Annotated in this window: 22 protein-coding genes; 11 read left to right on the forward strand and 11 right to left on the reverse strand. The window is 60.8% G+C overall.

Features of this window, described 5'->3' with window-relative positions:
- Positions 1-225: 225 nt before the first annotated feature.
- From Q4S41_RS19105 to Q4S41_RS19130, 6 genes are all read left to right on the forward strand, one after another.
- A complete protein-coding gene (locus tag Q4S41_RS19105) occupies positions 226-2292 on the forward strand; it encodes a BatA domain-containing protein (protein ID WP_305032729.1) in 2067 nt (688 codons plus the stop codon).
- A 63-nt stretch (positions 2293-2355) separates the two neighbouring features.
- The gene (locus Q4S41_RS19110) at positions 2356-2913 is read left to right on the forward strand and encodes a DUF4199 domain-containing protein (protein WP_305032730.1); all 558 of its coding nucleotides are present in this window, start codon (positions 2356-2358) and stop codon (positions 2911-2913) included.
- Positions 2914-2949: 36 nt separating this feature from the next.
- The gene (locus tag Q4S41_RS19115; protein ID WP_305032731.1) at positions 2950-3474 is read left to right on the forward strand and encodes a DUF4199 domain-containing protein; all 525 of its coding nucleotides are present in this window, start codon (positions 2950-2952) and stop codon (positions 3472-3474) included.
- A gap of 19 nt (positions 3475-3493) precedes the next feature.
- Positions 3494-4444 carry a glycosyltransferase family 2 protein gene (locus tag Q4S41_RS19120; protein WP_305032732.1) on the forward strand — a complete coding sequence of 317 codons (951 nt, stop codon included), beginning with the start codon at positions 3494-3496 and terminating at the stop codon, positions 4442-4444.
- 87 nt (positions 4445-4531) lie between these two features.
- Entirely contained in the window at positions 4532-5671 is a 1140-nt protein-coding gene (locus Q4S41_RS19125) for a glycosyltransferase (protein WP_305032733.1), read from the forward strand.
- A gap of 52 nt (positions 5672-5723) precedes the next feature.
- The gene (locus Q4S41_RS19130; protein ID WP_305032734.1) at positions 5724-6140 is read left to right on the forward strand and encodes a DUF1801 domain-containing protein; all 417 of its coding nucleotides are present in this window, start codon (positions 5724-5726) and stop codon (positions 6138-6140) included.
- On the opposite strand, the gene Q4S41_RS19135 is transcribed toward Q4S41_RS19130, so the two are convergent.
- A complete protein-coding gene (locus tag Q4S41_RS19135; RefSeq protein WP_305032735.1) occupies positions 6137-7252 on the reverse strand; it encodes a glycosyltransferase family 9 protein in 1116 nt (371 codons plus the stop codon). The genes Q4S41_RS19130 and Q4S41_RS19135 overlap by 4 nt on opposite strands.
- Before the next feature lie 117 nt (positions 7253-7369).
- Positions 7370-7861, reverse strand: coding sequence for a DUF6252 family protein (locus Q4S41_RS19140; RefSeq protein ID WP_305032736.1), 492 nt, complete (start codon positions 7859-7861; stop codon positions 7370-7372).
- Between the two features lie 467 nt (positions 7862-8328).
- Between Q4S41_RS19140 and Q4S41_RS19145 the strand changes: the two genes are divergently transcribed.
- On the forward strand, positions 8329-8874 hold the full coding sequence (locus Q4S41_RS19145; RefSeq protein WP_305032737.1) for a hypothetical protein: 546 nt from the start codon (positions 8329-8331) through the stop codon (positions 8872-8874).
- 27 nt (positions 8875-8901) lie between these two features.
- Here Q4S41_RS19145 and purB read toward each other — a convergent pair whose 3' ends face one another.
- Positions 8902-10242: an adenylosuccinate lyase gene (purB, locus tag Q4S41_RS19150; RefSeq protein ID WP_305032738.1), complete on the reverse strand. Its 1341-nt coding sequence runs from the start codon at positions 10240-10242 to the stop codon at positions 8902-8904.
- A gap of 273 nt (positions 10243-10515) precedes the next feature.
- Here purB and Q4S41_RS19155 point away from each other — a divergent pair, with 273 nt between their 5' ends.
- The gene (locus Q4S41_RS19155; protein ID WP_305032739.1) at positions 10516-12639 is read left to right on the forward strand and encodes a transglycosylase domain-containing protein; all 2124 of its coding nucleotides are present in this window, start codon (positions 10516-10518) and stop codon (positions 12637-12639) included.
- A 74-nt stretch (positions 12640-12713) separates the two neighbouring features.
- On the opposite strand, the gene Q4S41_RS19160 is transcribed toward Q4S41_RS19155, so the two are convergent.
- From Q4S41_RS19160 to hemG, 5 genes are all read right to left on the reverse strand, one after another.
- Complete coding sequence (locus Q4S41_RS19160) at positions 12714-15272, reverse strand: T9SS type A sorting domain-containing protein (protein ID WP_305032740.1); 2559 nt, start codon at positions 15270-15272, stop codon at positions 12714-12716.
- A gap of 119 nt (positions 15273-15391) precedes the next feature.
- The gene (locus tag Q4S41_RS19165) at positions 15392-16312 is read right to left on the reverse strand and encodes a TerC family protein (RefSeq protein ID WP_305032741.1); all 921 of its coding nucleotides are present in this window, start codon (positions 16310-16312) and stop codon (positions 15392-15394) included.
- Positions 16313-16390: 78 nt separating this feature from the next.
- Positions 16391-17440 carry an aldo/keto reductase gene (locus Q4S41_RS19170; RefSeq protein ID WP_305032742.1) on the reverse strand — a complete coding sequence of 350 codons (1050 nt, stop codon included), beginning with the start codon at positions 17438-17440 and terminating at the stop codon, positions 16391-16393.
- 136 nt (positions 17441-17576) lie between these two features.
- Positions 17577-18320 carry a polyprenol monophosphomannose synthase gene (locus Q4S41_RS19175; protein ID WP_305032743.1) on the reverse strand — a complete coding sequence of 248 codons (744 nt, stop codon included), beginning with the start codon at positions 18318-18320 and terminating at the stop codon, positions 17577-17579.
- A gap of 134 nt (positions 18321-18454) precedes the next feature.
- The gene (gene hemG / locus Q4S41_RS19180; protein ID WP_305032744.1) at positions 18455-19792 is read right to left on the reverse strand and encodes a protoporphyrinogen oxidase; all 1338 of its coding nucleotides are present in this window, start codon (positions 19790-19792) and stop codon (positions 18455-18457) included.
- Between the two features lie 89 nt (positions 19793-19881).
- Here hemG and Q4S41_RS19185 point away from each other — a divergent pair, with 89 nt between their 5' ends.
- Positions 19882-20394 carry a D-glycero-alpha-D-manno-heptose-1,7-bisphosphate 7-phosphatase gene (locus Q4S41_RS19185; protein WP_305032745.1) on the forward strand — a complete coding sequence of 171 codons (513 nt, stop codon included), beginning with the start codon at positions 19882-19884 and terminating at the stop codon, positions 20392-20394.
- A complete protein-coding gene (locus Q4S41_RS19190; RefSeq protein ID WP_305032746.1) occupies positions 20391-20804 on the forward strand; it encodes a hypothetical protein in 414 nt (137 codons plus the stop codon). The genes Q4S41_RS19185 and Q4S41_RS19190 overlap by 4 nt, the downstream gene beginning before the upstream one ends.
- Before the next feature lie 57 nt (positions 20805-20861).
- Here the strand turns inward: Q4S41_RS19190 and Q4S41_RS19195 are convergent, their stop codons facing one another.
- Both Q4S41_RS19195 and Q4S41_RS19200 read right to left on the reverse strand, forming a co-directional pair.
- Positions 20862-21017 (reverse strand): hypothetical protein, encoded by a 156-nt coding sequence (locus Q4S41_RS19195; RefSeq protein WP_305032747.1) that lies wholly within the window; start codon positions 21015-21017, stop codon positions 20862-20864.
- Positions 21018-21112: 95 nt separating this feature from the next.
- Positions 21113-22510, reverse strand: coding sequence for an arginine decarboxylase (locus Q4S41_RS19200; RefSeq protein WP_305032748.1), 1398 nt, complete (start codon positions 22508-22510; stop codon positions 21113-21115).
- A gap of 320 nt (positions 22511-22830) precedes the next feature.
- Between Q4S41_RS19200 and Q4S41_RS19205 the strand changes: the two genes are divergently transcribed.
- Positions 22831-23805, forward strand: coding sequence for an arginase (locus tag Q4S41_RS19205; RefSeq protein WP_305032749.1), 975 nt, complete (start codon positions 22831-22833; stop codon positions 23803-23805).
- Between the two features lie 97 nt (positions 23806-23902).
- Here Q4S41_RS19205 and Q4S41_RS19210 read toward each other — a convergent pair whose 3' ends face one another.
- Positions 23903-25948: a T9SS type B sorting domain-containing protein gene (locus Q4S41_RS19210; RefSeq protein ID WP_305032750.1), complete on the reverse strand. Its 2046-nt coding sequence runs from the start codon at positions 25946-25948 to the stop codon at positions 23903-23905.
- Positions 25949-25961: the final 13 nt, after the last annotated feature.

Here is a 25961-nt window from a genome sequence, read left to right on the forward strand (position 1 = left end):
GTCGGTCGCCGCCAACCTTATCAACAGGAAATCCCTTCAGGATGCTTTCGCCAGCAGCCCGAAGGGATTTTTGCTTTTTAAACGATTTTAAATATCTATGCCATTTTGAAATTATTTAATTAAACTAGCTGTAGGAATGATGGCTTATAAGTATATTAAGCCCTAATTTGTGCTTACGTGTGTTGTCAAAATGATTGATTAGTCAATGTATAAGAAAGGAAATATATGCAATTGACTTATCCATGGTTTTTGCTGGGCCTTTTTGCGGTTGCTGTTCCTGTTGTGATTCATTTACTGCAGCTGCGTCGGCCACAACGAGTGCTGTTTACAAATACTGCGTTTATTCGGGAGGTGGAGATGGTGACTGTACGTCATCGGCAAATTCAGCAATGGCTCATTTTGCTAGCTAGAGGGTTGGCAATTGTTGCATTAGTATTTGTTTTTTGCCAGCCATTTATTCCAGCTGAAAAGGAGACTAAGCTTTTGGCAAAAAGCAGTGCTATGGATGTGTGGGTGGATAATAGTAACAGCATGCAGGTGCGAACGATAACGGGAGACAACTTGCTACAAGAAGCGACTGCGCAAGCGGGATTGTTGGGGCGGGGAAATAGGTCAATAAGTTTACGGTTGCTTAATGTTGGAAAGAAAGCAGGCAGCTATGCTGAGTACGAGAATGGGTTAGAAAAATTAAAGCTTGAGGAGGGAAATGGCGTTTTCAGAGGTGACATAGTTGATGGGAATGCTCCGTTTTATTTGTTCTCTGATTTTCAGAAAAGCTTCTTTTCGGCCAAACTGCTCGATAAGTTTGGCAGTAACAGACAGGTTGTTTTGGTGCCGCTAAAAGGCAAACAAACAGCGAATATTTATGTAGATAGTGTGTGGTTGGATGATGCTTTCGTGCGGCTACATACCAATATTGGATTACATATCCGGGTGCGGAACGGGGGGCAGGCGGATGCCGTGGATTGTCAGATAAAGGTGCTTCTGGCTACTAGACAGGCGGTTGCTTTTCGGGTGAGTGTGGCTGCTGGCAAAGCGATGACAACGGTGGCGCAAGTACGACTTGACAACAATGCGATGGTGGAGGGCCAGGTGATACTAGAAGACCGGCCGGTAACGTTCGATAACACCTACTATTTTACATTGCAGCCGGCGGCGGCTATTCGAGTTCTGGAAATTGGAGATGAACCGGTGACGCAACAACTGTATGGAAACGAGCCCTTGTTTGCCTATTCTTTTGCAAAAAATGGGAACGTGGATTTTGGCTTGCTGAAGCAAGCTAATTTGATACTGGTGAGCGGAGTACAGCGCGTGGATGCTGGCTTACGCGAGGCATTGGTGTCGGCGGTGGGGCGTGGCGCTAGTATTGTGATTGTACCATCGGCGGCCGGTAGTGCGCGTGCTTCTTATGACCTTTTGTTTAAAACATTAGGTTTGGGAACTGTGCAATGGGAAGAAAACGCGCCTAACCCTGAACTACGCGAGGTGGACATGCCCAGTACGCAGGAGCCGTTTTTTCGAGATGTATTTGGGGCCCAGCAGCGGGCGGTGACGATGCCACGCGTGGCACCAGTACTGCGCTGGTCGCGGACCGGAACGGATATTATGCGGTTGCGGGACGGCGAAAGCTATTTAGCAAGCTTTGCCAGCGGAACGGGGCGCGTGTACGTTTTTTCAGCGCCGTTTGCCGTCGCCTATTCGGATTTCGTTGAGCACGCTTTGTTTGTGCCCGTAATGTATCGGATGGCGATGCTGAGCTACCGGAACGAGCAATTGCCAGCTTATCGCCTCGACCAAGGGGCGGTGACTCTGAAGCTGCCACCTGCTGCTAATGTTGCCTCCACTGCAGGACGTAGCGACGAGGCGGCGTTTCGAATGGTGAAGGATAGTTTAACGCTGATTCCAGCGCAACGAGTAGCGGGGTCGGAGGTGCATTTGGCGCTGCCCGAGGCAATGAATGTACCGGGCTTTTATCAGGTACGCCAAGGGGAGCGGCTGTTGACGACGCTGGCCTTTAATGCGAACAAGCGCGAGTCGGAGCTGGATGCTTATTCGGCCGATGATTTGCGGCAACTGCTAGGTAGCAGCCATCCTAATGTGCGAGTGGTGGAAGGCGGAGCCGATGGGGCGGGACTGGCAGCGGATAGTGCCGAGCAAACGGGTACGCCACTGTGGCGTTACTTCCTGGCGGCCGCGCTGGTCTTTCTGTTGGTGGAAGCGCTGTTAGTCCGTTTTGGGCGCCGGTCAGCAGCGGCTGGACAAGGCAGTGCGGTAGGTGGAGTGGCAGTTTAGAGCGGAAGCCGGGGCCAACGCAAGCCTGGGGCGTAACTTGCGGCCTAAACTTACAAGTGGCTTATGGTAGATTCTTCCGGTGCCCCCCTTACTACGCGAACCGACTCGTCAGCGCGGGTGGTGACGCAGCTTGCGCTCAAATTTGGTGTGGGCGTGGGGTTGGTTTGCGTGCTGTGGATGGTGGGGTTGCAACTGACTGACAACAACGGATTTGGGCCTAAGCAACTGCTGGCGCAACTGCTGGTGCCGCTGGTGGCGGTGGCCAGCGAATGGCAGCTGCGGCGGCAGTTGAAGCCAGCAAAGCCGGGCCTGGGCCGCTCCCTAGGCGTGGGAGCGTTGACAGTATTGCTGGCGGCGGTGGTTTCGGCAGTTGGCGTGCTGGGCCTGGCGGTCGGGGCAGGCGAAACGGCCGTGGCCCGTCATCGGGCCGAGGTGAAAGAAATTGTGCAGGCGCAGCAGCGCGAAGCCGCGAAGCAGGGCGTGTCGGTGGCCGTGCGGGAGCAGCAATTAAAGCAAGTAGATGGCCTGGCGGTGGGTGGCATGGCGAGCAGCAATTTTCTGCAGGTGATGGTGCTGGGGTTGTTGTTGGCGGTACCGGCGGGGATATTCTTGCGCGAATAATTCTGATTACCTTTCGGCTCACTTCAATTTTTCGAAATGGAAACAAATACTACTTCGGTTACAACGACGTCGGTAGCAGTGCGCTACGGCGTGCTCACGGGCTTGCTGAGCATCATCTTTTCCTTTATTCTGTTCGTCACGCATGCCGACCAATCACCGGTTAGATGGCTGAGCCTGGCCATTTTGGTTGGCGGAATGGTGTTGGCGCACAACGCTTATAAGCAGGGCAACCAAGGCTTCATGAATTATTCGGAAGGCTTGGGCATTGGCGCAATCATGAGCTTGATTTCGGGGACTTTGTCCACGGCATTTAGCTACGTTTATATGAATTTTGTCGACCCCGATTACATGGCACGGGTTGTGGAAACTACCCGGGCCAAAATGGAAGAAAAGGGTGGCTTGACCGATGAGCAAATCGACCAGGCCATCGTTATGATGAAAAAATTCAGCTCCGGAGGCTGGATGATATTATTTGGGGTGGTGGGCTCGTTGTTGTTCGGCTTTTTAATTGCATTGGTCGTTTCGGCGATTACTAAAAACTCCAAACCAGAGTTTGAATAAATCAGCTCCTAAATTCCCGGTGGAAATTTCCATCGTGATTCCGCTGCTCAACGAAGCAGAGTCGTTGCCGGAACTTACCCGCTGGATTGCGCAGGTATTGCGGGCGCGTGGGCTTACGTACGAAGTGATTTTGATTGACGACGGCTCGACGGATAATTCGTGGGAGGTAATTGAGGAACTGTCGGCGGCTGATGAGACCCTGCGCGGCATCCGTTTCAACCGGAACTACGGCAAATCGGCGGCGCTCAATGTGGGCTTTGAGGCGGCGCGGGGGCGGGTGGTATGCACCATGGACGCCGATTTGCAGGACTCGCCCGAAGAATTGCCGGAACTGTACCGCATGATAGTGGAGGACAAGTACGACCTGGTTAGCGGCTGGAAACAGAAGCGCTACGACCCGTTGTCGAAAACCATTCCGACCAAGCTGTTTAACGGGGCCACGCGGTTGATGTCGGGCATTCAGCTGCATGACTTCAACTGCGGGCTGAAGTCCTACGATTCGCGCGTGGTGAAGAGCATTGAAGTGTACGGCGAGATGCACCGCTACATTCCGGTAATTGCGAAATGGAACGGCTTTCGCAAGATTGGCGAGAAGGTGGTGCAGCACCAGGAACGGAAGTACGGCGTGACAAAATTTGGGTTGGAACGCTTCATCTTCGGCTTCCTCGACTTGATGAGCATCACCTTTGTAGGACGCTTCCGGCGCGCACCAATGCACTTTTTTGGGACATTGGGCACGCTTTCCTTCTTGGTGGGGCTGCTGATTACGCTGTGGCTGACGGGAGAGAAAGTGTGGCTGTCGCTGCACAATTTGAAGGCCCGGCAGGTGACGGAACAGCCGCTGTTTTTTCTGGCTCTGACGGCCGTTATCGTGGGCGTGATGTTGTTTGTATCCGGGTTTTTGGGAGAAATGATTCAATTAAACGGCCCGCGTCGAAACGATTATCTAGTGCGGGAAACTATTAATTAATTCATTTAACATTTATCAATTAACATTTAACATGTGCCGTGGGCGCTAATGTGATTGTTGAATGCTAATTGATAAATGTCAAATTAGATGAAGGTTGTAATTATTGGGCCGGCTTACCCGCTGCGGGGAGGATTGGCGACTTACAATGAGCGGTTGGCGCGGGCATTTAAGGAAGCCGGCGACACGGTGCGTATCGTAACATTCTCGCTGCAATACCCGGATTTTTTATTTCCGGGCCAGACGCAGTTTAGCACCGAGGCGGAGCCGGCTGATTTGGATATTGAGGTTAGCTTAAATTCGGTGAACCCGTTGTCGTGGTGGCGCGTGGGGCGGAAACTACGGGCGGAGCGGCCTGATTTAGTGGTGTTTCGTTTCTGGCTGCCATTTATGGGGCCGGCGCTGGGGACGGTGGCGCGGCTGGTGCGCGGCAATGGGCACACGCGGGTAGTGGCCATTACCGACAACGTGATTCCGCACGAAAAGCGGCCGGGCGATGGGCCGCTGGCGCGCTATTTCCTGAGTGCCTGCGATGGGTTTGTGACCATGAGCCGCAGCGTGCTCAACGACTTGAAAGGAATGGGATTTGGCAGCAAGCCGGCTCTGTACCGGCCGCATCCGCTGTACGACAATTTCGGGCCCGTAAAACCCAAAAGTGAAGCCCTGGCCGCCTTGAAACTGGGGCATGAATCCGGCTATTTATTATTCTTCGGATTTATCAGAGCTTACAAAGGGCTGGATGTTTTACTTGAAGCCTTTGCCGATACGCGCCTGGCCGCGCTGCCTATCAAGCTAATTATTGCCGGCGAATTTTACGAAGACGCCGCGCCGTACGAGGAATTAATTCGGCGCCATCAATTAGAAAATAGAATCGTGCGAGCTACGGATTTTATTCCAAACGAAAAGGTGGTAGATTATTTCTGCGCGGCTGATTTAATTATGCAGCCCTATAAAGACGCGACGCAAAGCGGGGTGTCGCAAATAGCGTATCATTTTGAGCGGCCCATGCTGGTGACGGACGTAGGGGGACTGGCCGAGTTAATTCCGAATGGCGTAGTGGGCTACGTGGTGCCGCCAACACCAGCAGCCATTGCCGATGCGGTAGTAGATTTTTATGCAAACCAGCGCGAGGCTGGGTTTTCTGCTCATGTGCGCGAGGAGAAAAAACGGTTTTCGTGGCCACTGATGGTGGCGGCGCTGAAAGAAGTGGCCGCCCCAACAGCCGGTTAGGTAAAGCGGGATGGACTAGCTAATTTGCCAACGCAATTAGTTAGCACCGCTTATGAGTACTGTTCCTGTATCGGGTTTTGAGGATTTTGTGGCCGCTTTGCCCACTGAGCGCCAGCCGGTAGTGCGTCAGGTGTGGCAGTTGGTGCGCCAGGCCATGCCGGCCGGCTACACGGAGCACTTTGGCCCGAAGTATCTGGAGTTTCGGGCAGGGCCGGATATGTACATTGGATTAGCCAACCAAAAGGGCCACCTGAGCCTGCACGTGGTGCCCATGTACCTGAAGCCGGCGCTGCAGGAAGGACTGGCGGCGGCCGCGCCCAAGCTCAAAATGGGCAAAGGCTGCGTGAATTTTAAAAAAGCGGAAGAACTGCCACTGGCGGCGCTGACCGAGCTAATTGCCGCCACCGCGCCGGCCGATTATCAGGCCCAACTGCTAGCAGTGCGCAGTGCATCGCGCAAAAAAGCTTAGGCAACCGGTTTTTCGAGCGGCACGCTTTCGCGCACGGCTTGCAGTACTTTGGCGGCCGGCAGGTCTTCCATGCAGCTAGTGCCCAGGCGGCAGGTGCCCCGGTAGAAGCACACGCATTCCTTGTTGGGCTGCACAATTTGGCCGCGGCCGTAGAGGTCGAATTCGTGGGGGTTGAAGATGTTGTTCATCAGGATGGTGGGCTTGCCGAGGGCGATGCTGATGTGCATGCCCATGGTGACCTGCGTCACGATGCCGTCCATCTGGTGCATCAGGTTGATGAACCGGGGCAGGGGGAAGGTGCCGAGGTAGGCGGCGCCGGTGGCGACGTGCAGCTCGCGGTTGCGGGCGTCTTCGGCTTCGCCGCCCAGCAGCACGGGCGTGTAGCCAGCGGCTTGCAGGCCATGGATGAGTTCAATCCACTTTTCGGTGCTCCAGAGGCGGGTGGTCCACCGGTCGCCGCAGCCGGTGTTCAGGCCAATGCGGGGGCGGGCGGCGGGCAGCGCGCTCCAGTCGTAGCCTTTGTCCTGGTGGGTGTCGAAAACGTATTCTTCGCCGCGGAAATCGAAGCCGCAGAGCTCGAAGATTTCCTGCACGTAGGGCTTGGTATTGGCTAAGCTGGTTTGGTCGAAGACGCCGGTGAGGAATTTGTGCTCAGCCAGTTGGTTCACGGGCCAGGCCACGCCGTCGTAGGGGCGCAGGGCGTAGCCAAACTTCTCTTTGGCCGTGATGCTGTTCAGCAGCACGCAGGCTTCCTTTTCCTTGTCGAGGTTGATAACGACGTCGAACTCGCGGCCCTGCAACTGCAGGGCGCTGGCAAAATCGAATTTCAGAATCTCCTCAATCTCGCCCTGGGGCAGGATGGCGGGCGTGTGCGTGAGCCAGGTGATGGCGCAGCCGGGCTGCTCCTGGCGCAGGCGCCGTAGCAGCGGCGTGGTCCGGATAACATCGCCGATGGCCCCGAGCTTGATAATCAGAATCCGGCTGGTGACGGGCGCGTACACCGGGCAACCGTCGCACACGTAGCCCTCGGTTTTGTTGGGGCGGCAGGGGAGGTCGCCGCGGAAATGGCGGCAATCGGGGTGAACCAGAACAGAATCGAGCAGGTGGGGCACGGGAGGAGCGGGCGAATGAAGGGGTAAAAATAGCAGGTGGCGTGGTCCGCTATCCATAAAAAAACTGCCGCTACCCATTGGGTAGCGGCAGCCGGGCAATGCGGAAACGAATCCGGACTAGTATTTCACGTTGAACGTGCCGTTGGTAACCGTTTTAGTGGCATTCGCGGAATTCTTGCCCGTGAAGGTGAATGTGCCGGCGATGTTGGAAGCGCCCGTGGTAGTAGAAGCCGCGTAGGTGGTGACCACAATGCTGCCCGAAGTAGACTCGTAGAAGTCGCTGGTGTTGCCGCTGGCCAGATAGGTAGCGTCTTCGTTGGACGTGGCCGACAGGGTATAGGTGCCCGTGGCCTTGGGCAACGTCAGCAGCACGCCCTTATTGGCCGTGCCAGTGCCGCTAACACCCGAAACGATAATTTGATTGCCGACCACGGTGGCACCCGACGTAGTGGCCGTGACAGCCGCGCCATCGACGGTATAGGTAACGCCGGTGGTGGCAGCAGGGGGAGTGGGGGTAGGGGTGTCTTCGCTCTTTTTCGAGCAGGCGGCCAAGGAAACCAGTGCCAGCATCGTGGTAGCGGTACGAAGCGAGGGTAAAGAAAGCATCATAAAAAAAGAAAGGGAAAAAAAGAATGCGGCCGGCACTCGCCGGGCCAAGTTATTCAAAGGTAAGTGGCAAAATCTTCCCGGCAAATGGGCGATGAACAGCGGGTGTGAGCGCGGAGGTGGTAGGGCCGGGGCGAAAATGCGCCGGCCCGGTCGTTCCATAAAGCGGGGCAACCATGGGCTTGCTCAACCACCAACCGGACCGAAGCGCCACCCCACACCACGTGCAAGCCGGACGCGCGGCCCCACCTTTAAGAACGTGCTCCTTGCCGTGCAGAAACTGGTAACCGCTAAATGTCCTTTTCAGCCGTGCGGCCTGGGCTTGGGAAAGCGGCTTGAGCAATGCATAGCACCTCATTTCCTCACCACCAAGCCGTAGAAAAAGCCGTTGGCAAAAGTCTGATTAACAGAAAAGTTAGGTTGCCATCACCCGCATGGCTGCGTAGGTTTAGCGCTACACTTTTTTGTTCATGAAATCAACCCATTACGCCCTGTTGCCGCTGCTGTTGCTAGGAGCTTGCGGGAAAGATGCCCCCGATGCCGGCCTGCCCCCGGCCACGCAAACCGGTGCCAATACCGGCGGCTGCCTCGTCGATGGCGAGCGGTTCATCGCAACGGGTACGTCCGGCACGCTGCTTTCCAACCCTATTTCGGCGTTGGGCGGGGGCTTCTACAACGACAGCGTGTATTGTCTGTCGATGCGTTGTAGCACGCCGAGGGGCATCGCGCACGTCACGCTGTATGCCCGTGCTCGGGCGGCGGGAACCTACCCGTTCAACCGGACGGTGGCAAGCGCGGGTGGGGCGCAGCCGCGATTTGGCCAAGGTAGCGTTTCGTTTAGCAATAGCCGCGAATACTACGTGACCGACGCCCGCCACACCGGGCAAATGGTGCTGACGTACGTCAACAGAAATGCTGGCATTTCAGCCGGAACTTTTGAATTTTCTGCGGTCAACGTCCAGGACTCAACTAAAGCAATCAAAGTTACATACGGCCGGTTCGATTATAAGGAGTAACTACTCATCAAACTCCGCTTCGCCGTCTTACCGCCCCACGTAGCTATGCGGCGTGATGTTGCGCAGCTCCGCTTTCACGCTGTCGTCCACATCCAGCCCTTCGATGAAAGTGCCGATGCTGGCGGCCGAAATGGCCTCGCCGGTGCGGGTGAGGGCTTTGAGGGCGTTGTAGGGGTCGGGGTAGGCCTCGCGGCGCAGGATGGTCTGGATGCCTTCGGCTACCACGGCCCAGTTGGCTTCCAGGTCTTTTTGCAAGGCTGAATCATCGAGCGCCAGCTTGCCCAGGCCGCGCTGCAGGGCGCCGAGGGCGATGAGAACGTGGCCCAGCGGCACGCCCAGGTTGCGCAGCACCGTGGAGTCGGTGAGGTCGCGCTGGAGGCGGGAAATGGGCAGCTTGGCGGCGAAGTGCTCGAATAGGGCATTAGCCACGCCGAAGTTGCCCTCGGCGTTCTCGAAATCGATGGGGTTCACCTTGTGCGGCATGGCCGAGGAGCCCACTTCGCCGGCCTTGATGGTTTGCTTGAAGTAGCCCAGCGAAATGTACTGCCATACGTCGCGGGCCAGGTCCATCAAAATGGTGTTGAGGCGCTTGAGGGCGTCGCAATGGGCCGCGAGGTGGTCGTAGTGCTCAATCTGGGTGGTGGGGAAGGAGCGGCTGAGGCCCAGCCGGTCGTTCACGAAAGTATTGGCGAAGGCGTGCCAGCTGATTTCCGGGTAGGCGGCGAAATGGGCGTTGAAGTTGCCTGTCGCCCCGCCAAACTTGGCCCCAAACGGCACCTGGGCCAGCAGCGCCACTTGGGCATCGAGCCGGGCCACAAACACCCCGATTTCCTTGCCCAGCCGTGTGGGCGAGGCCGGCTGGCCGTGGGTGCGGGCCAGCATGGGCACGGGCGCCCACTCCTGGGCGCGAGCGGCCAGGGCGTTGCGCACCTGGGCGTAGGCGGGCAGCACCTCGCCCACCAGCGCATCGCGGAAGCTGAGCGGAATGGCCGTGTTGTTGACGTCCTGCGAGGTGAGGCCAAAGTGAATGAACTCGATAAAACCGCCCAGCCCGAGCTTCGTGAACTCGTCGCGCAGCCAGTATTCCACGGCTTTCACGTCGTGGTTGGTCACGGCCTCGTGGGCTTTGATGGCTTCGGCGTGGGCTTCGGTGAAGTTCTCGTAGAGGCCGCGCAGGGCCGGGAAAGCCTCCTGCGCCACACCGGCCAGCTGGGGCAGCGGCAGCTCGGCCAGGGCAATGAAGTACTCGACTTCGACCAGCACGCGGTAGCGTATCAGGGCCATTTCGGAGAAGCGCGGGGCCAGGGAGGCGGTGGCGCGGGCGTAGCGCCCGTCGAGGGGCGAGAGGGCGGTGAGGGGGCTGGGCATGGCGCAAAAGTACGGTCCGGGGGAAGGCAGCCGAACCAAATTGGCGCACTAATCGGAAAAAGGTGCCCGTAAGTAAACGCTGGCAGGGCTAATGCACCCGAATTGAACGATAGCCGGCCGGCGTGCATTTACACCTTTCGGTTTTGCTGCGCCTTGGCCAGGAAACGTAGGCGTAGGCCGATATAGTCATTCGGCTGGCAATGCCGTATTCCTCCTACGCCTGCGTTTTCCTTACCTTTGGCGTTGGCGAAACCGCCCACCTTATTGAGTTCCGTGCAAATTTCCCCTTCCACCAAACGACTTCTTCTCGGCATCCTGGGCGGCCTGGCGGCATTGCTGCTCGTGGCTTTCGCCGTGTTTCAGTGGAAGCGCCAGCAGCTGCTGGACTACGCCCTGAAAGAGGTTAAAGCCAAAGTCGAGCGCAAATACCCGGTGGTGCTCACGCTGGGGCCGGCCCGGTTTGCCGGCTTTAAAACCGTCGAGATTGCCGGCCTGAGCCTCGTGCCCAACGCCGCGCCCACCGATACGCTCCTCACCGCCCGCCGCCTGCAGGCCAGCCTGAGCGTGCGCTCGCTCTTCGCCGGCCGGCCGGTTTTCAGCGACCTGCAAATCATCACGGCCCGCCTCACACCCCACAAAACGGCTACCAACGACAACTACGGCTTCCTCATTAAAAAACAGAAAGCCAGCACCGTACCGCGCGACACCACCAAGGGCACCAACTATGGCCTGCTGCTGAACCAGGCCCTCGAAACGGTGTTCGACAACGTGCCCGGCGAGGCCACCTTTCAGAACTTCACCGTGGACTACGCCAGCCCGCGCCACACGGCCTTGCTGCGCATGCCGGAGCTGAAAATCCAGGACGGCGACATCTCGGGCCGGCTCACGGCCACGCTCGATTCGGTAGCCAACGAGCTGGGCATCAGCGGGCACATCGAGCCGGGCGACTACGCCCTCACGGCGCGGGTGTTTGGGGTGGGCGGCTCGGTGCAGCTGCCCTACGTGCCGCGCCGCTTCGGCGCGCTGGTGAGCTTCGACACGGTGCTGGTGAAGCTGACAGGCAAGGATTTTGACGACGACGACACCGGCGGCAAGCTCACGGTGCGCGGCTCGCTGGCCGCCCGCGGCTTCAGCCTCTACCACCCCAAGCTGGCCGCCAACGAGATTGAAGTGAAGCGCGGCGCCCTCGACTTTGTGGCCACGCTGGGCCGCGGCACCGCCGCGCTGGAAAAGGGGAGCCAGATTACGGTCAATAAAATCGTGCTCTACCCCGAAATCAGCGTGCGCATGAAGCCCAGCCGGGCGGTGCGCATCAACGTGACGTCGGCCGAGACGGAGGCCAACGATTTCTTCGCCTCGCTGCCCACCGGCATTTTTGACGAGGTGCGCGGCACCCAGGGCACCGGCACGCTCAGCTACCACCTCAGCGCCGACCTCGACATGGCCAACGTGGACAGCCTGCGGTTCGATTCGGGCCTGAAGGGGAAGAACTTCCGGCTTACCAACTTCGGCGAGGAAGACCTGAACAAGCTGAACACGCCCTTCCTCCAGACCGTGTACAACGACAAGGGCGACTCGGTGCGCACCTTCGCCGTGGGCCCGCCCAACCCCGATTTCGTGCCCTACAACGAGGTATCGCCCTACCTCATCCACGCCATCACCACGGCCGAGGACCCGCGCTTTTTCACGCACCGCGGCTTCATGGAGAAGGCGTTTGTGAAGTCGGCCATCCAAAACATCAAGGAAAAGCGCTTTGCCCGGGGCGGCAGTACCATTTCGATGCAGCTGGTGAAAAACGTGTTTCTGACCCGGCAGAAAACCGTGGCCCGTAAAATCGAGGAAGCCCTCATGGTCTGGCTTATCGAAAACACGCGCCTGGCCAGCAAGCAGCGCATGCTGGAAGTGTACCTCAACATCATTGAGTGGGGCCCGAGCAAGTACCGCTGGCCCAGCGGCAAGCGCGGCGTGTACGGCGTGAAGGACGCGGCCCTGTTCTACTACGGCAAGCGGCCCGACGAGCTGAACCTGGCCGAAAGCCTCTACCTGGCCAGCATCATTCCCAAGCCCAAGTTTGCCCGCTATTCCTTCGATGCCTACGGCGACCTGCGCCGCAGCACCCGCTACTTCTTCCGCCTCATTGCCGACATCATGGCCACGCGCGGCCTCATCACCGCCAACGACCGCGAAAACCTGCCCTACGGCCTCACCCTCAACGGCCCGGCCAAGCAGTACATGCACTTCTCGGCCCGCCCCGACACTACCCGCACCACCGTGGCGGCCGATTCGAGCCAGTTTGAGCCCCTCAACCTGATTGACCTGCTCAATACCGGCGCCGCCCCCGATGCCGGCGTGAACTCCAATGTTCCCGCTCCAGAGGCGGGCAAAGCGCCCAAATAAGCGGGTGACTATTGACAAAAAAGGGGCAGCACCGTACGGCGCTGCCCCTTTTTATATGCGTTGAATGTGGCTGACTACTCCACCGCAATGCGGCGCGTGACCGTGCCCGCCGCGTAGTGCACCTGCAGCAGGTACAAGCCCGTGGGCAAGGCGTCGAGGTCCAGAGTTTGCTCGGTGGTGCCAGCCACGGGGCGGGTGCGCACGGCGCGGCCCGTGGCGTCGAGCAGGGTGAGGCTGCGGGGCTGAGCGCTGAAATCGGGCGCCACGTGCAGTTGGCCGTGAGCCGGCACCGGCCACACGGCCGTGCGGGCGGCCACGGCGGCCGGCGCGGCCACGCTCAGCACGTTAGCGGCCGTGATGCGGGCCACGCCCAGCCGGGCCTGCCCGGCTACGGTGGTGAAGGGGCCGGCAAGCAGAATGGCGCCATCGGGCTGCACCGCAAGGGTCCGCACCTGGCCGTTGGGGTTGGCCGTGGCGCCGAAGGTGGCGTCCACCAGCCCATTGTCGAGCACCCGCGCCAGGTTGCTGCGGCCGGGCGAGCTGGCCAGGGTGAAGTTGCCGCCCAGTAGCACCCGGCCGTTGGGCTGAATGGTGAGCGCGCGCACCGAGCCCGACATGGCCACGGGTGCCGTGAAGCTGGGGTCCACGGTTCCAGCAGCGGTCAGACGGGCTACGTTGTAGCGCGTGGCCCCATCTATTTGCCCAAAGCTGCCGCCAACCAGCAGCTTGCCGTCGGCCTGCTGGGCCAGGGCAAACACGCGGCCGGCGGCCGTGGTAGTAGTAAAATTATAGGTGGCGGTGTTGTTGAAAGAGGCATCGAGGGCGCCGCTGCTCTCGTAGCGCACCACCCGATAGGTAGAGGTTTGCGGCGCGGGCCGGAACCGGCTCGACACCACAATGCGGCCATCGGCCTGCACCAGCACGGCATCGGCCCCGGCGCTGGCGCCCAGCACCGGGTCGTTGACGAGGCGCACGAAGCTGGGGTCGACGGCCCCGGTGGTCGTCAGCCGCGCCAGGCCGTTGACCGGGGTGCCGTTGGCGGTGCCGCTCAGGTTGCCGGCCACCAGCACCCGGCCATCGGCCTGCAGGGCCAGCCCCGTAATGCCGTTGACGAAGTAGCCCGTGCCGGTCACAAACGGGGTGAAGGTGGCGTCGGGGCTGCCACTGGTTTCGTAGCGCGCCACGTTCTCGGCGGTGCCCACCAGTATTTTGCCGTTGGGCTGCAGCGTGAGGGCACTCACCGGGGTGGGCAGCACGCCGGTAGCGGCCGAAAAAGCCGCGTCGAGGGCGCCGCCGGGTTGCAGCCGCACCAGGCGGTGCACCGCCTGGCCGTTGATTTCCGTGAAGTCGCCCCCGAGCAGCACTTTGCCGTCGGTCTGCAGGGCCAGGGTCGCGGCGCTGCCCCCGATTTGCAGGCGGGGCGCAAAAGCCGATTCCAGCCCGCCGCCAGTGGTGAGGCGCACCAGCGGCTGCTCCACGCCGCTGAAGGCACCAAAGCCGCCGCCCACCAGCAGGGTGCCGTCGGCTTGCAGGCCCATGGTCGAAGGCGCCGTGTTGGGGCCGGTGCCCACCTGAAAGGTGACGTCGGAAGTACCGTCGGCGTTGAGGCGGGCCACGCGGTTGCCCACGGCGCCCGTGAAATAGCCGCTCACGATGATTTTACCGTCGGGCTGCAACAGCACGGCCGGCTCCGCGGTGTTGGTCGATACATCGCCGTCGAGGAAGTTCGACGTCACGAAGTTGGGGTCGAGGGTGCCGTTGGGCAGCAGGCGCATCAGGCCGGCGTAGCGCGAGGTGCTGCTAGGCAGGTTCAGAAACCCGTTCGCCAGGATTTTGCCGTCGGGCTGCATCACTAGGCCCTCCACGTAGGAGAAGGCCAGCAGCGGCGAGGAGAATGAGCCATCGACGCTGCCGGTGGCATTGAGTCGTACCAGGCCGCCGGCGGCCTGACCGTTGAAGGTATCAAACTCGCCGCCCAGCAGAATCTTGCCGTCGGCCTGCACCGCCACCGAAGCCGGAAAAGCCGTGTTCAGGTCGAACCCGGTGCCTACGTTGAAGGCAGGGTCCACGCTGCCGTTGGCATTGAGCCGCACCACGCCGGCCGCGGCCACGCCGTTGTAATGGTCGAAATTGCCGGCCACGATGATTTTGCCATCGGGTTGCACCGCATACAACTGCCCGTAGCCATAGGACCCGTTGAGGGCGGCCCCCGTGCCGGCGCTGAACGTGGCATCGGCGGTGCCATTGGCGTTCAGGCGCAGCAGCTCGTTGCGGCTGATGCCGCCGGCGATGATGCTACCACCGCCCGCCAGCAGGTACTGGCCGGTGGGCAGGCTCAGCACCTGCGACACGCCGCTGACGGCACCCACGTTTTGCGCAAATGTTGCATCGACCGCGCCCGCCGCGTCCAGCCGGACGAAGTTGGCGCCGGTGGCTGCCCCGTTCACCCGCGTGAAATAGCCGCCCACCACGCGCTTGCCGTCGGCCTGCTGGGGCCCCAGGTAATACACCTGCCCGGTGGTGTAGAGCGAAAGGGGCGCGGTGAAGGTGGGGTCGAGGGCCTGGGCGGCGGCCGGTGGGGTAGCACGGGCCAGCAGTAGCAAACCAAGGGCAAGGAGTCGAAGTGTATTCATACGCACATGAGGGTTTTGGGGTAGAAATGGTTGCCTGGGCAAGCTACAATGATTGGGGCAATGGAGCCAACTGGGGCTGGGGCAGTGGCCGAATTATTCGACCTCAGGACAAACGGGCCTCAACTGCTTTTCTTCGGCCACAGCACCGAGGCCAACACGCTCAGTGCCAGCAGCCCGCCCACAATGCCCAGCGCCAGCGGCATGGCAATGGGCAGCACTTCTTCCAGCAGAATTTTGGCCCCGATGAACACGAGAATCAGCGCCAGGCCGTAGTGCAGGTAGTGAAACAGGCGCATCATGCTGGCCAGGGCAAAGTACATGGCCCGCAGCCCCAGCAGCGCGAATACGTTGGAGGTGAACACAATAAAGGTGTCGCGCGTAATGGCCAGAATGGCCGGGATGGAATCGGCGGCGAATACCACGTCGGTGGTTTCCACCATCACCAGCACCACAAAAAGCGGCGTGGCAAAGCGCAGACCGTCTTTCCTGATGAAAAACCGGCCGCCATCGAGCTGCCGCGTGATGGGCAGGTGGCGGCTGAGAAAGCGCACCACGGGGTTGTTTTCGGGGTCGATTTCGGGCGTGTCGCCGGCCACGCCCATCCGGATGCCCGTGTACACCAGAAACGCGCCCAGCAGGTAGAGCAGGAAGTGGAATTTGGCCAGCAGCGCCCCCCCAATCAGAATAAACACCGCCCGCAGGATGAGCGCGCCCAGCACGCCCCAAAAAAGGATGCGGTGCTGGTACTGCCCGGGCACTTTGAAGTAGTTGAATATGAGCAGGAAAACGAAGAGGTTGTCCACGCTCAACGCCTTTTCCACCAGGTAGCCAGTCAGCCACTGTAGGCCCGCCTGGGGGCCCATGGTACGATACACCAGCAGGTTGAAACTCAGCGACAGTACCACCCAAAAGGCGCTCCAGCCCAGCGCCTCGCGCAACTTGATTTCGTGGGCTTTGCGGTTGAAAACCAACAAGTCGAGCAGCAGCAGCCCCACTACGAAAGCAACGAAGACCAGCCAGAACAAGGGAGTGTTTTCCATGCGCATTGGCAAGATACGCTGGTAAACGGCCTGCCCGCGCCCCGGGCCCTGCCGCTGCCCGTGCCACCTAAGCGGCCGCTACTGCCAGCCCTGCACCGTGTGGCCCCCGAAAATCCCCTTATTCACGGCCGGCGTGAAAATGGGGTAGGGAAACACCGGCTCCAGCGCGCTGGCCTCGTTCAGGGCCCGCAGGTGCTCGGGGCTGAGCGTGACAGTTAGCGCCGCCAGGCTATCGTGCAACTGGGCCAACCGGCTGGCCCCTACAATGGGCGCGCTCATGCCCGGCTGCGCCAACACCCAGGCCAGCGCCACCTGCGGCAGCGGCTGCCCGGCCTGCGCGGCCACGCCCTGCAAGGCCTCCAGAATGCGCCAGTTGCGGTCCGTAAACAGCGTGTTGCCGAACGGGTTGGGGCCGCTGAGCCGGCCTTCGCCGGTGGCCCCGGCACCATCGCGCTGGTACTTGCCCGCCAGGAAGCCGGCCGCCAGCGGGCTCCACGGCGCAATGCCCAGGCCGAATTCGTGGGCCAGGGGCACGTATTCCCGCTCAATGTTGCGCTCCACCAGCGAGTAAGCCAGCTGCATGGCAATGGGGCCCGGCACGCCGTGCGCCGCGGCCAGCGTGGCGGCCTTGGCCGTGTACCAAGCGGGCATGTCGGAAAAGCCGAAGTAGCGGATTTTGCCGGCCCGCACCAGGTCGCCCAGCGTTTGGAGCACCTCTTCGGCGGGCGTCACCATGTCGTAGGCGTGCAGCCAGTACAGGTCCACGTAGTCGGTGCGGAGCCGGCGTAGCGAGCCTTCGAGCGCCCGGTGGATATTTTTGCGGCCGTTGCCGCCCGCGTGCGGGTTGCCGGGCCCGGTGTTGAAGCCAAACTTGGTGGCCAGCACCACCTGGTCGCGCAGGCTGCGGTCGGCCAGGTATTGGCCCAGCAGCTCCTCGCTACGGCCGCCGGCGTACACGTCGGCGGTGTCCACAAAATTGCCGCCCGCATCCACGTAGGCGTTGAAAATAGCCAGCGAAACATCGTCGGGCGAGCCCCAGCGCGGGGTGCCAAACGTCATGGTGCCCAGTGCCAGGGGGCTCACTACCAGGCCGGAGCGGCCCAGGGTACGGTATGCGGTGAGGGACATAAAGCGTTGACTTTGGGGGAGGGGAAGTTGTGCCGATTAGAACAACCATTGCCCCACAAAAGTCTGGTTTCCAGGCCAACGCCGGGCAACACAAACCGCCGCTTCTGCAACACAAAACACGCCGGCCGGTGCCGCGCTAGCGTCCGGCTACCGGCTTCAGCGGATGCACCCAGCTGCTTATTTTCATCTGGAGCACGCCGATAAAGGCTTCCTGCACAATGCCTTTCGACATTTTGGAGGTGCCGCGGGTGCGGTCGGTGAAGATGATGGGCACTTCCTTGAGGCGGAAGCCCAGCTGGTAGGCCAGCCATTTCATCTCAATCTGGAAAGCGTAGCCCACGAAATGGATTTTGTCCAGCTCGATGGCGCGCAGCACCCGCGCCGTGTAGCACTTGAAGCCGGCGGTGGCGTCGCGGATGGGCATGCCCGTGACCAGGCGCACGTACCACGAGGCGAAATACGACATCAGCACCCGCGACATGGGCCAGTTCACCACGTTCACGCCTTGGATGTAGCGCGAGCCGATGGCCATGTCGTTGCCGTCTTGGGCGCAGGCATCGTGCAGGCGCAGCAGGTCGTCGGGGTTGTGCGAGAAGTCGGCGTCCATCTCGAAAATGTACTCGTAGCCGTGGGCCAGCGCCCACCGGAAGCCGTGGATGTAGGCCGTGCCCAGGCCCTGCTTGCCCGCCCGCTCTTCCAAAAACAGCCGGCCCGGAAATTCGGCCTGCAAGCCCCGCACAATGGCCGCCGTGCCGTCGGGCGAGCCATCGTCGATGATGAGCACATCAAAAGCCCGCGGCAACGACATCACCTTGCGGATTATCAGCTCCGCATTTTCGCGTTCGTTGTACGTAGGAATTAGGACGAGGCCTTCGCTCATGGACGGTAATCTTGCATCAAAGATAGGGTTTTGCGGTGCGAAGCTGCATGCATGCGCAGTGCCTTGAGCGGCTTTTTTGCCGGATAATGAAAATATTCAGATGTAATTAATCCTGCAACGCTGCGGGCAAGTTGCTATTGCTCAGTTGCCAGCGTTTCGGCCACGCGCCGGGCGTGGCGAATGCAATCGGGCACGCCCACGCCGGCGCGCCAGTTGGCCACGGTCACGATGTGCTCGGTTTCCAGGGTGGCGGCCGCGGCGTGCGCGCCCACAATGTGCCGGTCGAACTGCGGAATGCTGCGCGGCCAGCGGTAGCAACGCTGCCAGCGCGGTGCCCCCACAATGCCGTAAAACTGGCTCAGTTCGGCGTGCACGGCCGCTTTCTGGGCGTCGTCGGGCTGCCGGGCGGCGTCCTCGTACTGCGCGCCGCCCACGAAGGTGGTGAAGAGCACCTGCCCCGCCGGCACCCGGTTGGGGTAGATGCTGCTGGTCCAGATGGAGCCGGCCGCGTAGGTGCCCTCCACCTTCGGGTTCAGCGCCCCGAAGCCGTTGAGCGGGTGCGCCACGGCAGCGCGGTCGTAGGCCGAGTACACGGCGCTCATGGGCGGGTAGTGCACGGCCGCCAGCGCCGTGGCGGCCTGCGGAAATAACGTTTCCAGCAACGGGGCCGCCGCGTAAGCGGGCAGCGCCAGCGCCAGATGCGAGTAGCCGGGCGCCGCTTCCAGGCCTTGCAGGCCCTTTAGCTCCAGCTGGTAAGTACCGTCCGTGGCCCGGGAAATGGCCGTGACTGCGGTGTGGGGCTGGTAGCTGGTGAGCCGGGTCGCCAGGGTATCGGTGATGGTTTGGGTGCCGTTTTTCAGGCTGATGATGCGGCGGCGGCCGGCGCCTTTGCTGCTTTTGGCAAAGCCGCGCAGCACCGAGCCGTACTGCTGCTCCAGGGCCGGCAGCTGCGGAAAGGTTTTGTTGATGAGCAGCTGCTCCGGGTCGCCGGCGTAGATGCCGGCCATGAAGGGATTGACGGCGTAGTCCACGATTTCGGGCCCAAAGCGGCGGCGGAAAAAGTGCGCCACGGTTTCGGTGGGGTCGATGGGCTGGGCGGGCTTGCGAAATTCTTTTAACAGCTCCCACTTCGCCTTCAGGCTGAAAAAGCCATTGGTGAGCAGGCTGGGGGGCGAGCTGGGCAGAATCTGGTAGCGGCCATCGCGCAGCACGTAGCGGTTTTGGCTCACGGCGGCGGCGTCCTGGATTTGGTCGGTCAGGCCGAGGTCGGCGAGCAGCTCTTCCAGCTCGGCGCTTAGCTGCAGGGAATTGGGGCCGACTTCGAGCAGGTAGCCCTCGGGCGTGGCCAGGCTGTGCAGGTTGCCGCCGGGCCGGGCGTCGGCCTCAAACAAGTCGTAGGGGACGCCGCTTTTTTGCAGGTACCAGGCCAGGGTAAGGCCGCTGATGCCGCCGCCGATGATGGCAATTTTCATAGTAGCGCGAAGGTTGTAGTTCGCGTCCGGGAAAGGCCGACTGGCGCGGGGACGCGAACTACAAAGTTCGGGCTACTTCCTTTGTTCTAATGATACCAAAAAACAAAGCCGTCTTTCTCGACCGCGACGGCGTGCTGAATCAGGAAATCGGAACCTACGTCTGGGAGCCGGAGAAATTCATCATCTTGCCCGGCGTGCCCGAAAGCCTGGCCCGCCTCAAAGCCGCCGGCTACCTCCTTATCGTCGTTACCAACCAGGCCGGCATCGCCAAAAAGCTCTACACCGCCGCCGACGTGCGCGCCTGCCACGCCAAACTGCAAAGTGCCTGCGGCGGCATCATCGACGCCCTTTATTTCGCCGATGCCCACCCCAGCGTGAGCGAGTCCATCCTGCGCAAACCCAGTTCCGGCATGCTGGAAAAGGCCATTGCGCGCTTCGAACTGGATGCGGCGCAGTGCTGGATAGTGGGCGACCGGCTGCGCGACATGGAAGCCGGCGCTGCCGTGGGCGTGCGCGGCATCTTGGTGGGGGAGGAGGAAGCCGGCTTCGCACCGCACGTGGCCGACTTGCAGGCGGCTGCGGCTGTTATCTTGGGGCAATGACAGTCATCGAGGAAAAACCGACTTGGATAGCGAAAAATCGCAACATGCTGTTTTTGCTGGCGTGTGTGATTCTCGGCCAGGCAATTTTTTACTTCACCACCACGGCCAACAGCAAGCGCGAAGCAGAGCGCTACAAAGCCCTGCAACTAGCCAGCCGGGTGGAAAAAGTCTTGTCTTATTCCCACGGTATTCAGAAGGTGAAGCTCGCCACCGGACAAACCCAAGCCCTGGCGCTGACCGCCGCCGGGCAGCAATACATTCAGGCCGGCGACTCAGTGGCGAAGGCGGCGGGTAGCGAATCTATTACCACGTACCGCCAGTTTCCGACTTATACCGAAGTGTCTGTTTTCGGCCCGAATCCACCTGATAACACCGGTCTTATCAAACGCTACCAAATCAAGAAGCCATAAAAAAGGCCGGCCTCCCACGTGGGAGGCCGGCCTTTTTCTATTCCAAAACCGATAAACCTACAGGCGCTCTGCTTTCTGGGCGTTGCTGGCCATGATGGGCGAGGAAATGCGGTTGGCTTCCTTGGTGCTGCTGTAGGCGGGGCACTTCTGGCGGTTGCAGGCGCCGAGGGACAGGGCCGCGAAACCGGCGGCGAGCAATACGAACTTTTTCATAAGTATAAAAAACGGGTGAGGGATGGCGAGGCTAGGCTTCAAAGATAAGCAGCTAACGCTATTTTCAACGAAAAATTCCTGCCGCCGAAATTGAATTATTCGTATCCCAGGATGCGCATCATGCTGCCGGCTTCCTGCTGGGGCGCAAACACGGTATCGGTGAGCGTGCCGTCGGCGGCGCGGTCCAGAATAACGTGCTGCGGGGCGGGGATGAGGCAGTGCTTGATGCCGCCGTAGCCGCTGAGGCTCTCCTGGTAGGCGCCAGTGTGAAAGAAACCCACGTAGAGCGGCTGCGCGTCGGTGGGCTTGCGCTCGGGCAGGAACACCTGGTAGATGTGCTTCTCGGCGTTGTAGTAGTCCTGCGAGTCGCAGGTGAGGCCGCCGAGCTGCAGGCGCTTGTAGCTTTTCTCCCACCCGTTGACAGCCAGTAGGATAAAGCGTTGGTTGAGAGCCCAGGTGTCGGGTAGGTTGGTGATAAACGAGCCGTCAATCATGTACCAAAGCTCCTTATCGTTCTGCAGTTTCTCGTCGAGGATGCTGTAGATGATGGCGCCGCTCTCGCCCACCGTGAAGATGCCGAACTCAGTGAAAATGTTGGGCTCGGGCACGCCTTCTTCCTTGCAGATGCGCTGGATGGTGCGCAGAATTTCCGACACCATGTAGGGATAGTCGTACTCGGGCTGGATGCTGGTTTGGATGGGGAAGCCGCCGCCAATATCAATGGTGGTGAGGGTGGGGCACACCTTGCGCAGCTCGCAGTACTTGTGCACGAAGCGGCTCAGCTCCGACCAGTAATAGGACGTGTCCTTGATGCCGGTGTTGATGAAGTAGTGCAGCATGGTGAGCGTGAAGCGCGGGTCGTCCTTGATGCGCTGCTCGTAGAGCGGAATCACGTCGGCGTAGCGCACGCCCAGGCGCGAGGTGTAGAACTGGAAGCGCGGCTCCTCGTCGGAAGCCAGACGCATGCCCATGTTCACGTTTTCGCGCACGTGGTTGTGGTAGTACTCGATTTCGTTCGGCGAATCAATGATGGGCATGCAGTTCACGAAACCGTCGTTGATGAGGTCGGCGATTTCCTTCTTGTAGGCCTCGGGCTTGAAGCCGTTGCAGATGATATGCTTCTGCTTGTCGACCTTACCCTGGGCGTGCAAATTGCGGATGATGCTGATGTCGAACCACGACGAGGTTTCGAGGTGGATGTCGTTTTTCAGGGCCTCCTCCAGCACGAAGCGGAAGTGCGACGACTTGGTGCAGTAGGCGTAGGAATACGAGCCGGTGTAGCCGGTTTTCTCGATGCCCTCGGCAAACCATTTCTTGGCCCGCTGAATCTGAGAGCTGATTTTGGGCAGGTAGGTGAGGCGCAGCGGGGTGCCGTACTTCTCGACGAGACCCATGAGGTCGATGCCGTGGAATTGCAGCTCGTGGTCCTGCACGGTGAAATCGGCCGTGGGGAAGTCGAAGGTCTGGGAAATGAGGTCGTGGTACGTGTCCATTCGGGATTTTTGAATGCAGCGGGAAATATCCGACCTTTACGGCGGGCGGGACAAAAGTACCGCCGGGGTCAGGATAATGACCGGGAACCGTTGGTTGTTCTTCCGCTATCCCGCCTCGCATCGTGACGATGGAATAATAAGCGACTTGGCTACGGCAGATTCTTCTGCCGCAAGGCAGCGCTCGAAGTGTTTCTAGTTGCCAGTTGCTGGTTGTCAGTTGTCAGGTCGTTCATCGATTCTAACAACTGACAACCAGCAACTGACAACTGAAATCCTTGGAACGATGCCGCCATCCTGCTATCCCAAATTCCCACCCTCCGATGAAACGCATCAAACTTTTGGAAGTACGCTCCGAGCTCGGGGCCGGCACCCGCGGCTCCAGCATGGGCATTGACGCCCTGCGCGTGGCCTGCCTCAACAAAGGCTCCGATTATTTCCGCCGGTTCAATTCCGTGGTGCTGCCCGATTTGAACCACGTGCTGTTCGAGAAAAACCACTTCCCCTTCGCCAAGCACATCGATAGCATCTACACCGTGCAGAAGGGTATTGCCAACGCCGTGGAGCAGACGCTGCGCTTCGGCGAGTTTCCGCTGGTGCTGGCCGGCGACCACAGCTCGGCCAACGCCACCATCGCCGGCATCAAGGCCGCCTACCCGGCCAAAACGCTGGGCGTTATCTGGATTGACGCCCATGCCGACATTCACTCGCCCTACACCACCCCCAGCGGCAACGTGCACGGCATGCCCCTGGCCGCCTCGCTGGGCGTCGACAACCTCAAGCACCAGCGCAACATCCCCGACGCCGAAACCATCTTCTTCTGGCGCCGCCTCCAAAACCTGGCCGAGCCCGGCCCCAAGCTCAAGCCCGAACACCTGGTGTACGTGGTGGTGCGCGACACCGAGGAAGAGGAAGACGCCCTCATCGCCGAGCTGGGCATCAAGTGGATACGGCTGCCCGAAATCAAGGCCAAGGGCTCGCGCCAGCTCACCCGCGAGATTTACGAGCACCTGCGCTTCTGCGACCTGGTGTACATTTCCTTCGATGTCGACAGCCTCGATTCGAGCTTTAGCATCGGCACGGGCACGCCCGTGGAGGACGGCCTCTACCTTTCCGAAGCCGAAAACCTATGCCAGGACCTGCTGGAAAACGACCGGGTGGTGTGCTTCGAGATGGTCGAAATCAACCCCACGCTGGACAATGGCAACACAATGGCCAAGAATGCCTTCAACATCCTGGAAAAGGCAACGGATGCCATTGAGAAGCGGCTCCGGCTGGAAGAAGTGGTGAGTAGGTAGGGCGCCACCTCCAAGCCCGCCGCCGCCGCATAAACGGCAAGCTCCGCCGGTAGCTGGTGGGGCTTGCCGATGCTATTGCCGACAAGGCGATTGAGAATTATCGGGCTACTTCGAGCCACCCTTTGTAAGTAGCCCCCGTGGTGGCTTGCCGTAGGATGTAATAGTAAACACCGGGAGCCGCGTCCGCACCCCAGTCATGGCGGTAGGCGGCAGTGGTGAAGACCTGGCGGCCCCAGCGGTTGTAGAGTTGCAGCGCCCATTCGCCGGTGAGGCCCGTGATGCTGAACCGGTCGTTGTGCTGGTCGTGGTTGGGCGTGATGATGTTGGGAATGAGGACGCAGGCGCGGCTGGCCACGCGCACGCTGGCGGTGCGGGTGTCGCAGCCGCTGATGCGCAACGTATAATTGCCGGGTTCGCGCACGGTGAGAGCGGGGGCATTGGAGCCATCGGACCAAGCGTAGGCCAGGCCCGGGAGGGCGGGGGCGGGGCCGTGCAAAACCAACGCGGTGCCTTCGCAAATGGTGGTATCGGGCCCCAGCGAAAAGGCAGGAACGGCGGGAAGCAACCGCACCTGAAAGCGGGCCGTGCTGCTCGCGCCGTTGGCGTAGGTGGCCTGCACCGAGTAGCTGCCCGGCTGCGACACGCTGATGCCGGCGGTGGTGGCCCCCGTGCTCCAGCGGTAGGTGAGCGCGGGTGGGGTGACGGTGAGGCGGGCGCTGCCGCCGGCGCACAGCACCGAGTCGCCGCCGATGGCCGCGCTGGGCGGCGGCGGCCCCAGCTTCACCACCCAAAAGTCGTTGCCGCCCCGGCTGGGCTGCGTTTTATCGAGAGAGGTGCCGCCGTTGGAATAGCCGCAGAGCACAAAGCCGTTGCGAGAAGTGGGCCGCATGCCGTAAAGCTCGTTGCGCAGGCTGCTGCCCATGGCCTGGTCCCACTGCGGGGTGCCGGCGGCGTCAAGCTTCACCAGCCAATAGTCTTCGCTGCCCCGCCGGGCCAGGGTGCGGTCGCCGGAGATGCCCGAAAACGAGCTGGCGGCGATGACATAGCCGCCGTCGGGCGTTTGGGCGAGGGCATTGGGGGCCAGAAAATCGTCGTTGGCGCCGCCCACGGCCCGGTCCCACTGTTTGGTGCCGTTGGCGCTGAGCTTGAGCAACCAGATGTCCAGCGCGCCCTTGCCGGGGACGGTTTTGTCGCCCGACGCGGCGCCGGCATTGCCGGCCACCAGGTAGCCGCCGTCCGCCGTTTGCACGGCGCCGCCGAAAACGTCCCAGCCCACCGTGCCAAAATCCTTGTTCCAGAGGGGCGCGCCGTTGGCATCGAGCTTTACTATCCAGAAATCGGTTTCAATCAGGCCCTGGCGGTCCTGGGCCTTGTCGCCGGACGCATCCGACCACGAAGAGCCGGCCACCAGGTAGCCGCCGTCGGCCGTCTGGCACACGGTGCGCAGCTCCTCTGAAGCGGTGCCGCCCACGGTGCGGTCCCACTGCTTGGTGCCGTTGGCGTCGATTTTGACTATCCAGTAGTCGGTGGTGTAGGAAGGGCCGCGGTTGGTCTGCGTTTTGTCGCCCGATACGCCGGAAAAAGAGTAGCCGCCGAGGATGTAGCCGCCGTCGCTGGTTTGCTGTAGCTGAGCCAGGTCGTCGAGGCTGAGGCCGCCAAAGGTGCGGTCCCAGGTCTTGTTGCCGCTGGCATCCAGCTTGATTATCCACATATCGAAGTTGCCCCGGCTGGGCTGGCTTTTGTCGCCGGTAGCACCCGACGCCGAATAGCCGCCCAGCAAATAGCCGTGGTCGGCGGTTTGAATCACGCACCGCAGCTCCTCCCCGCCAACCCCGCCGAAGGTGCGGTCCCACTGCTTGGTGCCGGCCGAGTCGAGCTTCGCCACCCAGTAATTGGTGCCGGTGGGGCTGGTGTTGGGCTGCGATTTATCGCCGCTGTTGCCCGAGGTGGAGGTGCCGCCCACGATGTAGCCGCCGTCGGTCGTGGGCTGAATGCTGATGGCGCGGTCGTCGCCGGTGCCGCCCAGGGTGCGGTCCCACTGTTTCACCGGGGCCTGCGCCGCGGCGGGCAAGCCGGCGGCCAGCAGCCAGTAAAAAAGCACCAGTTTCGTCATTCGAACGGCTTTGAGTACGAATAGCGGCATAAGGAAAGGTAGC

This window comes from Hymenobacter convexus (genome assembly GCF_030580955.1).
In the GTDB taxonomy this organism is placed as follows: Bacteria; Bacteroidota; Bacteroidia; order Cytophagales; family Hymenobacteraceae; genus Hymenobacter.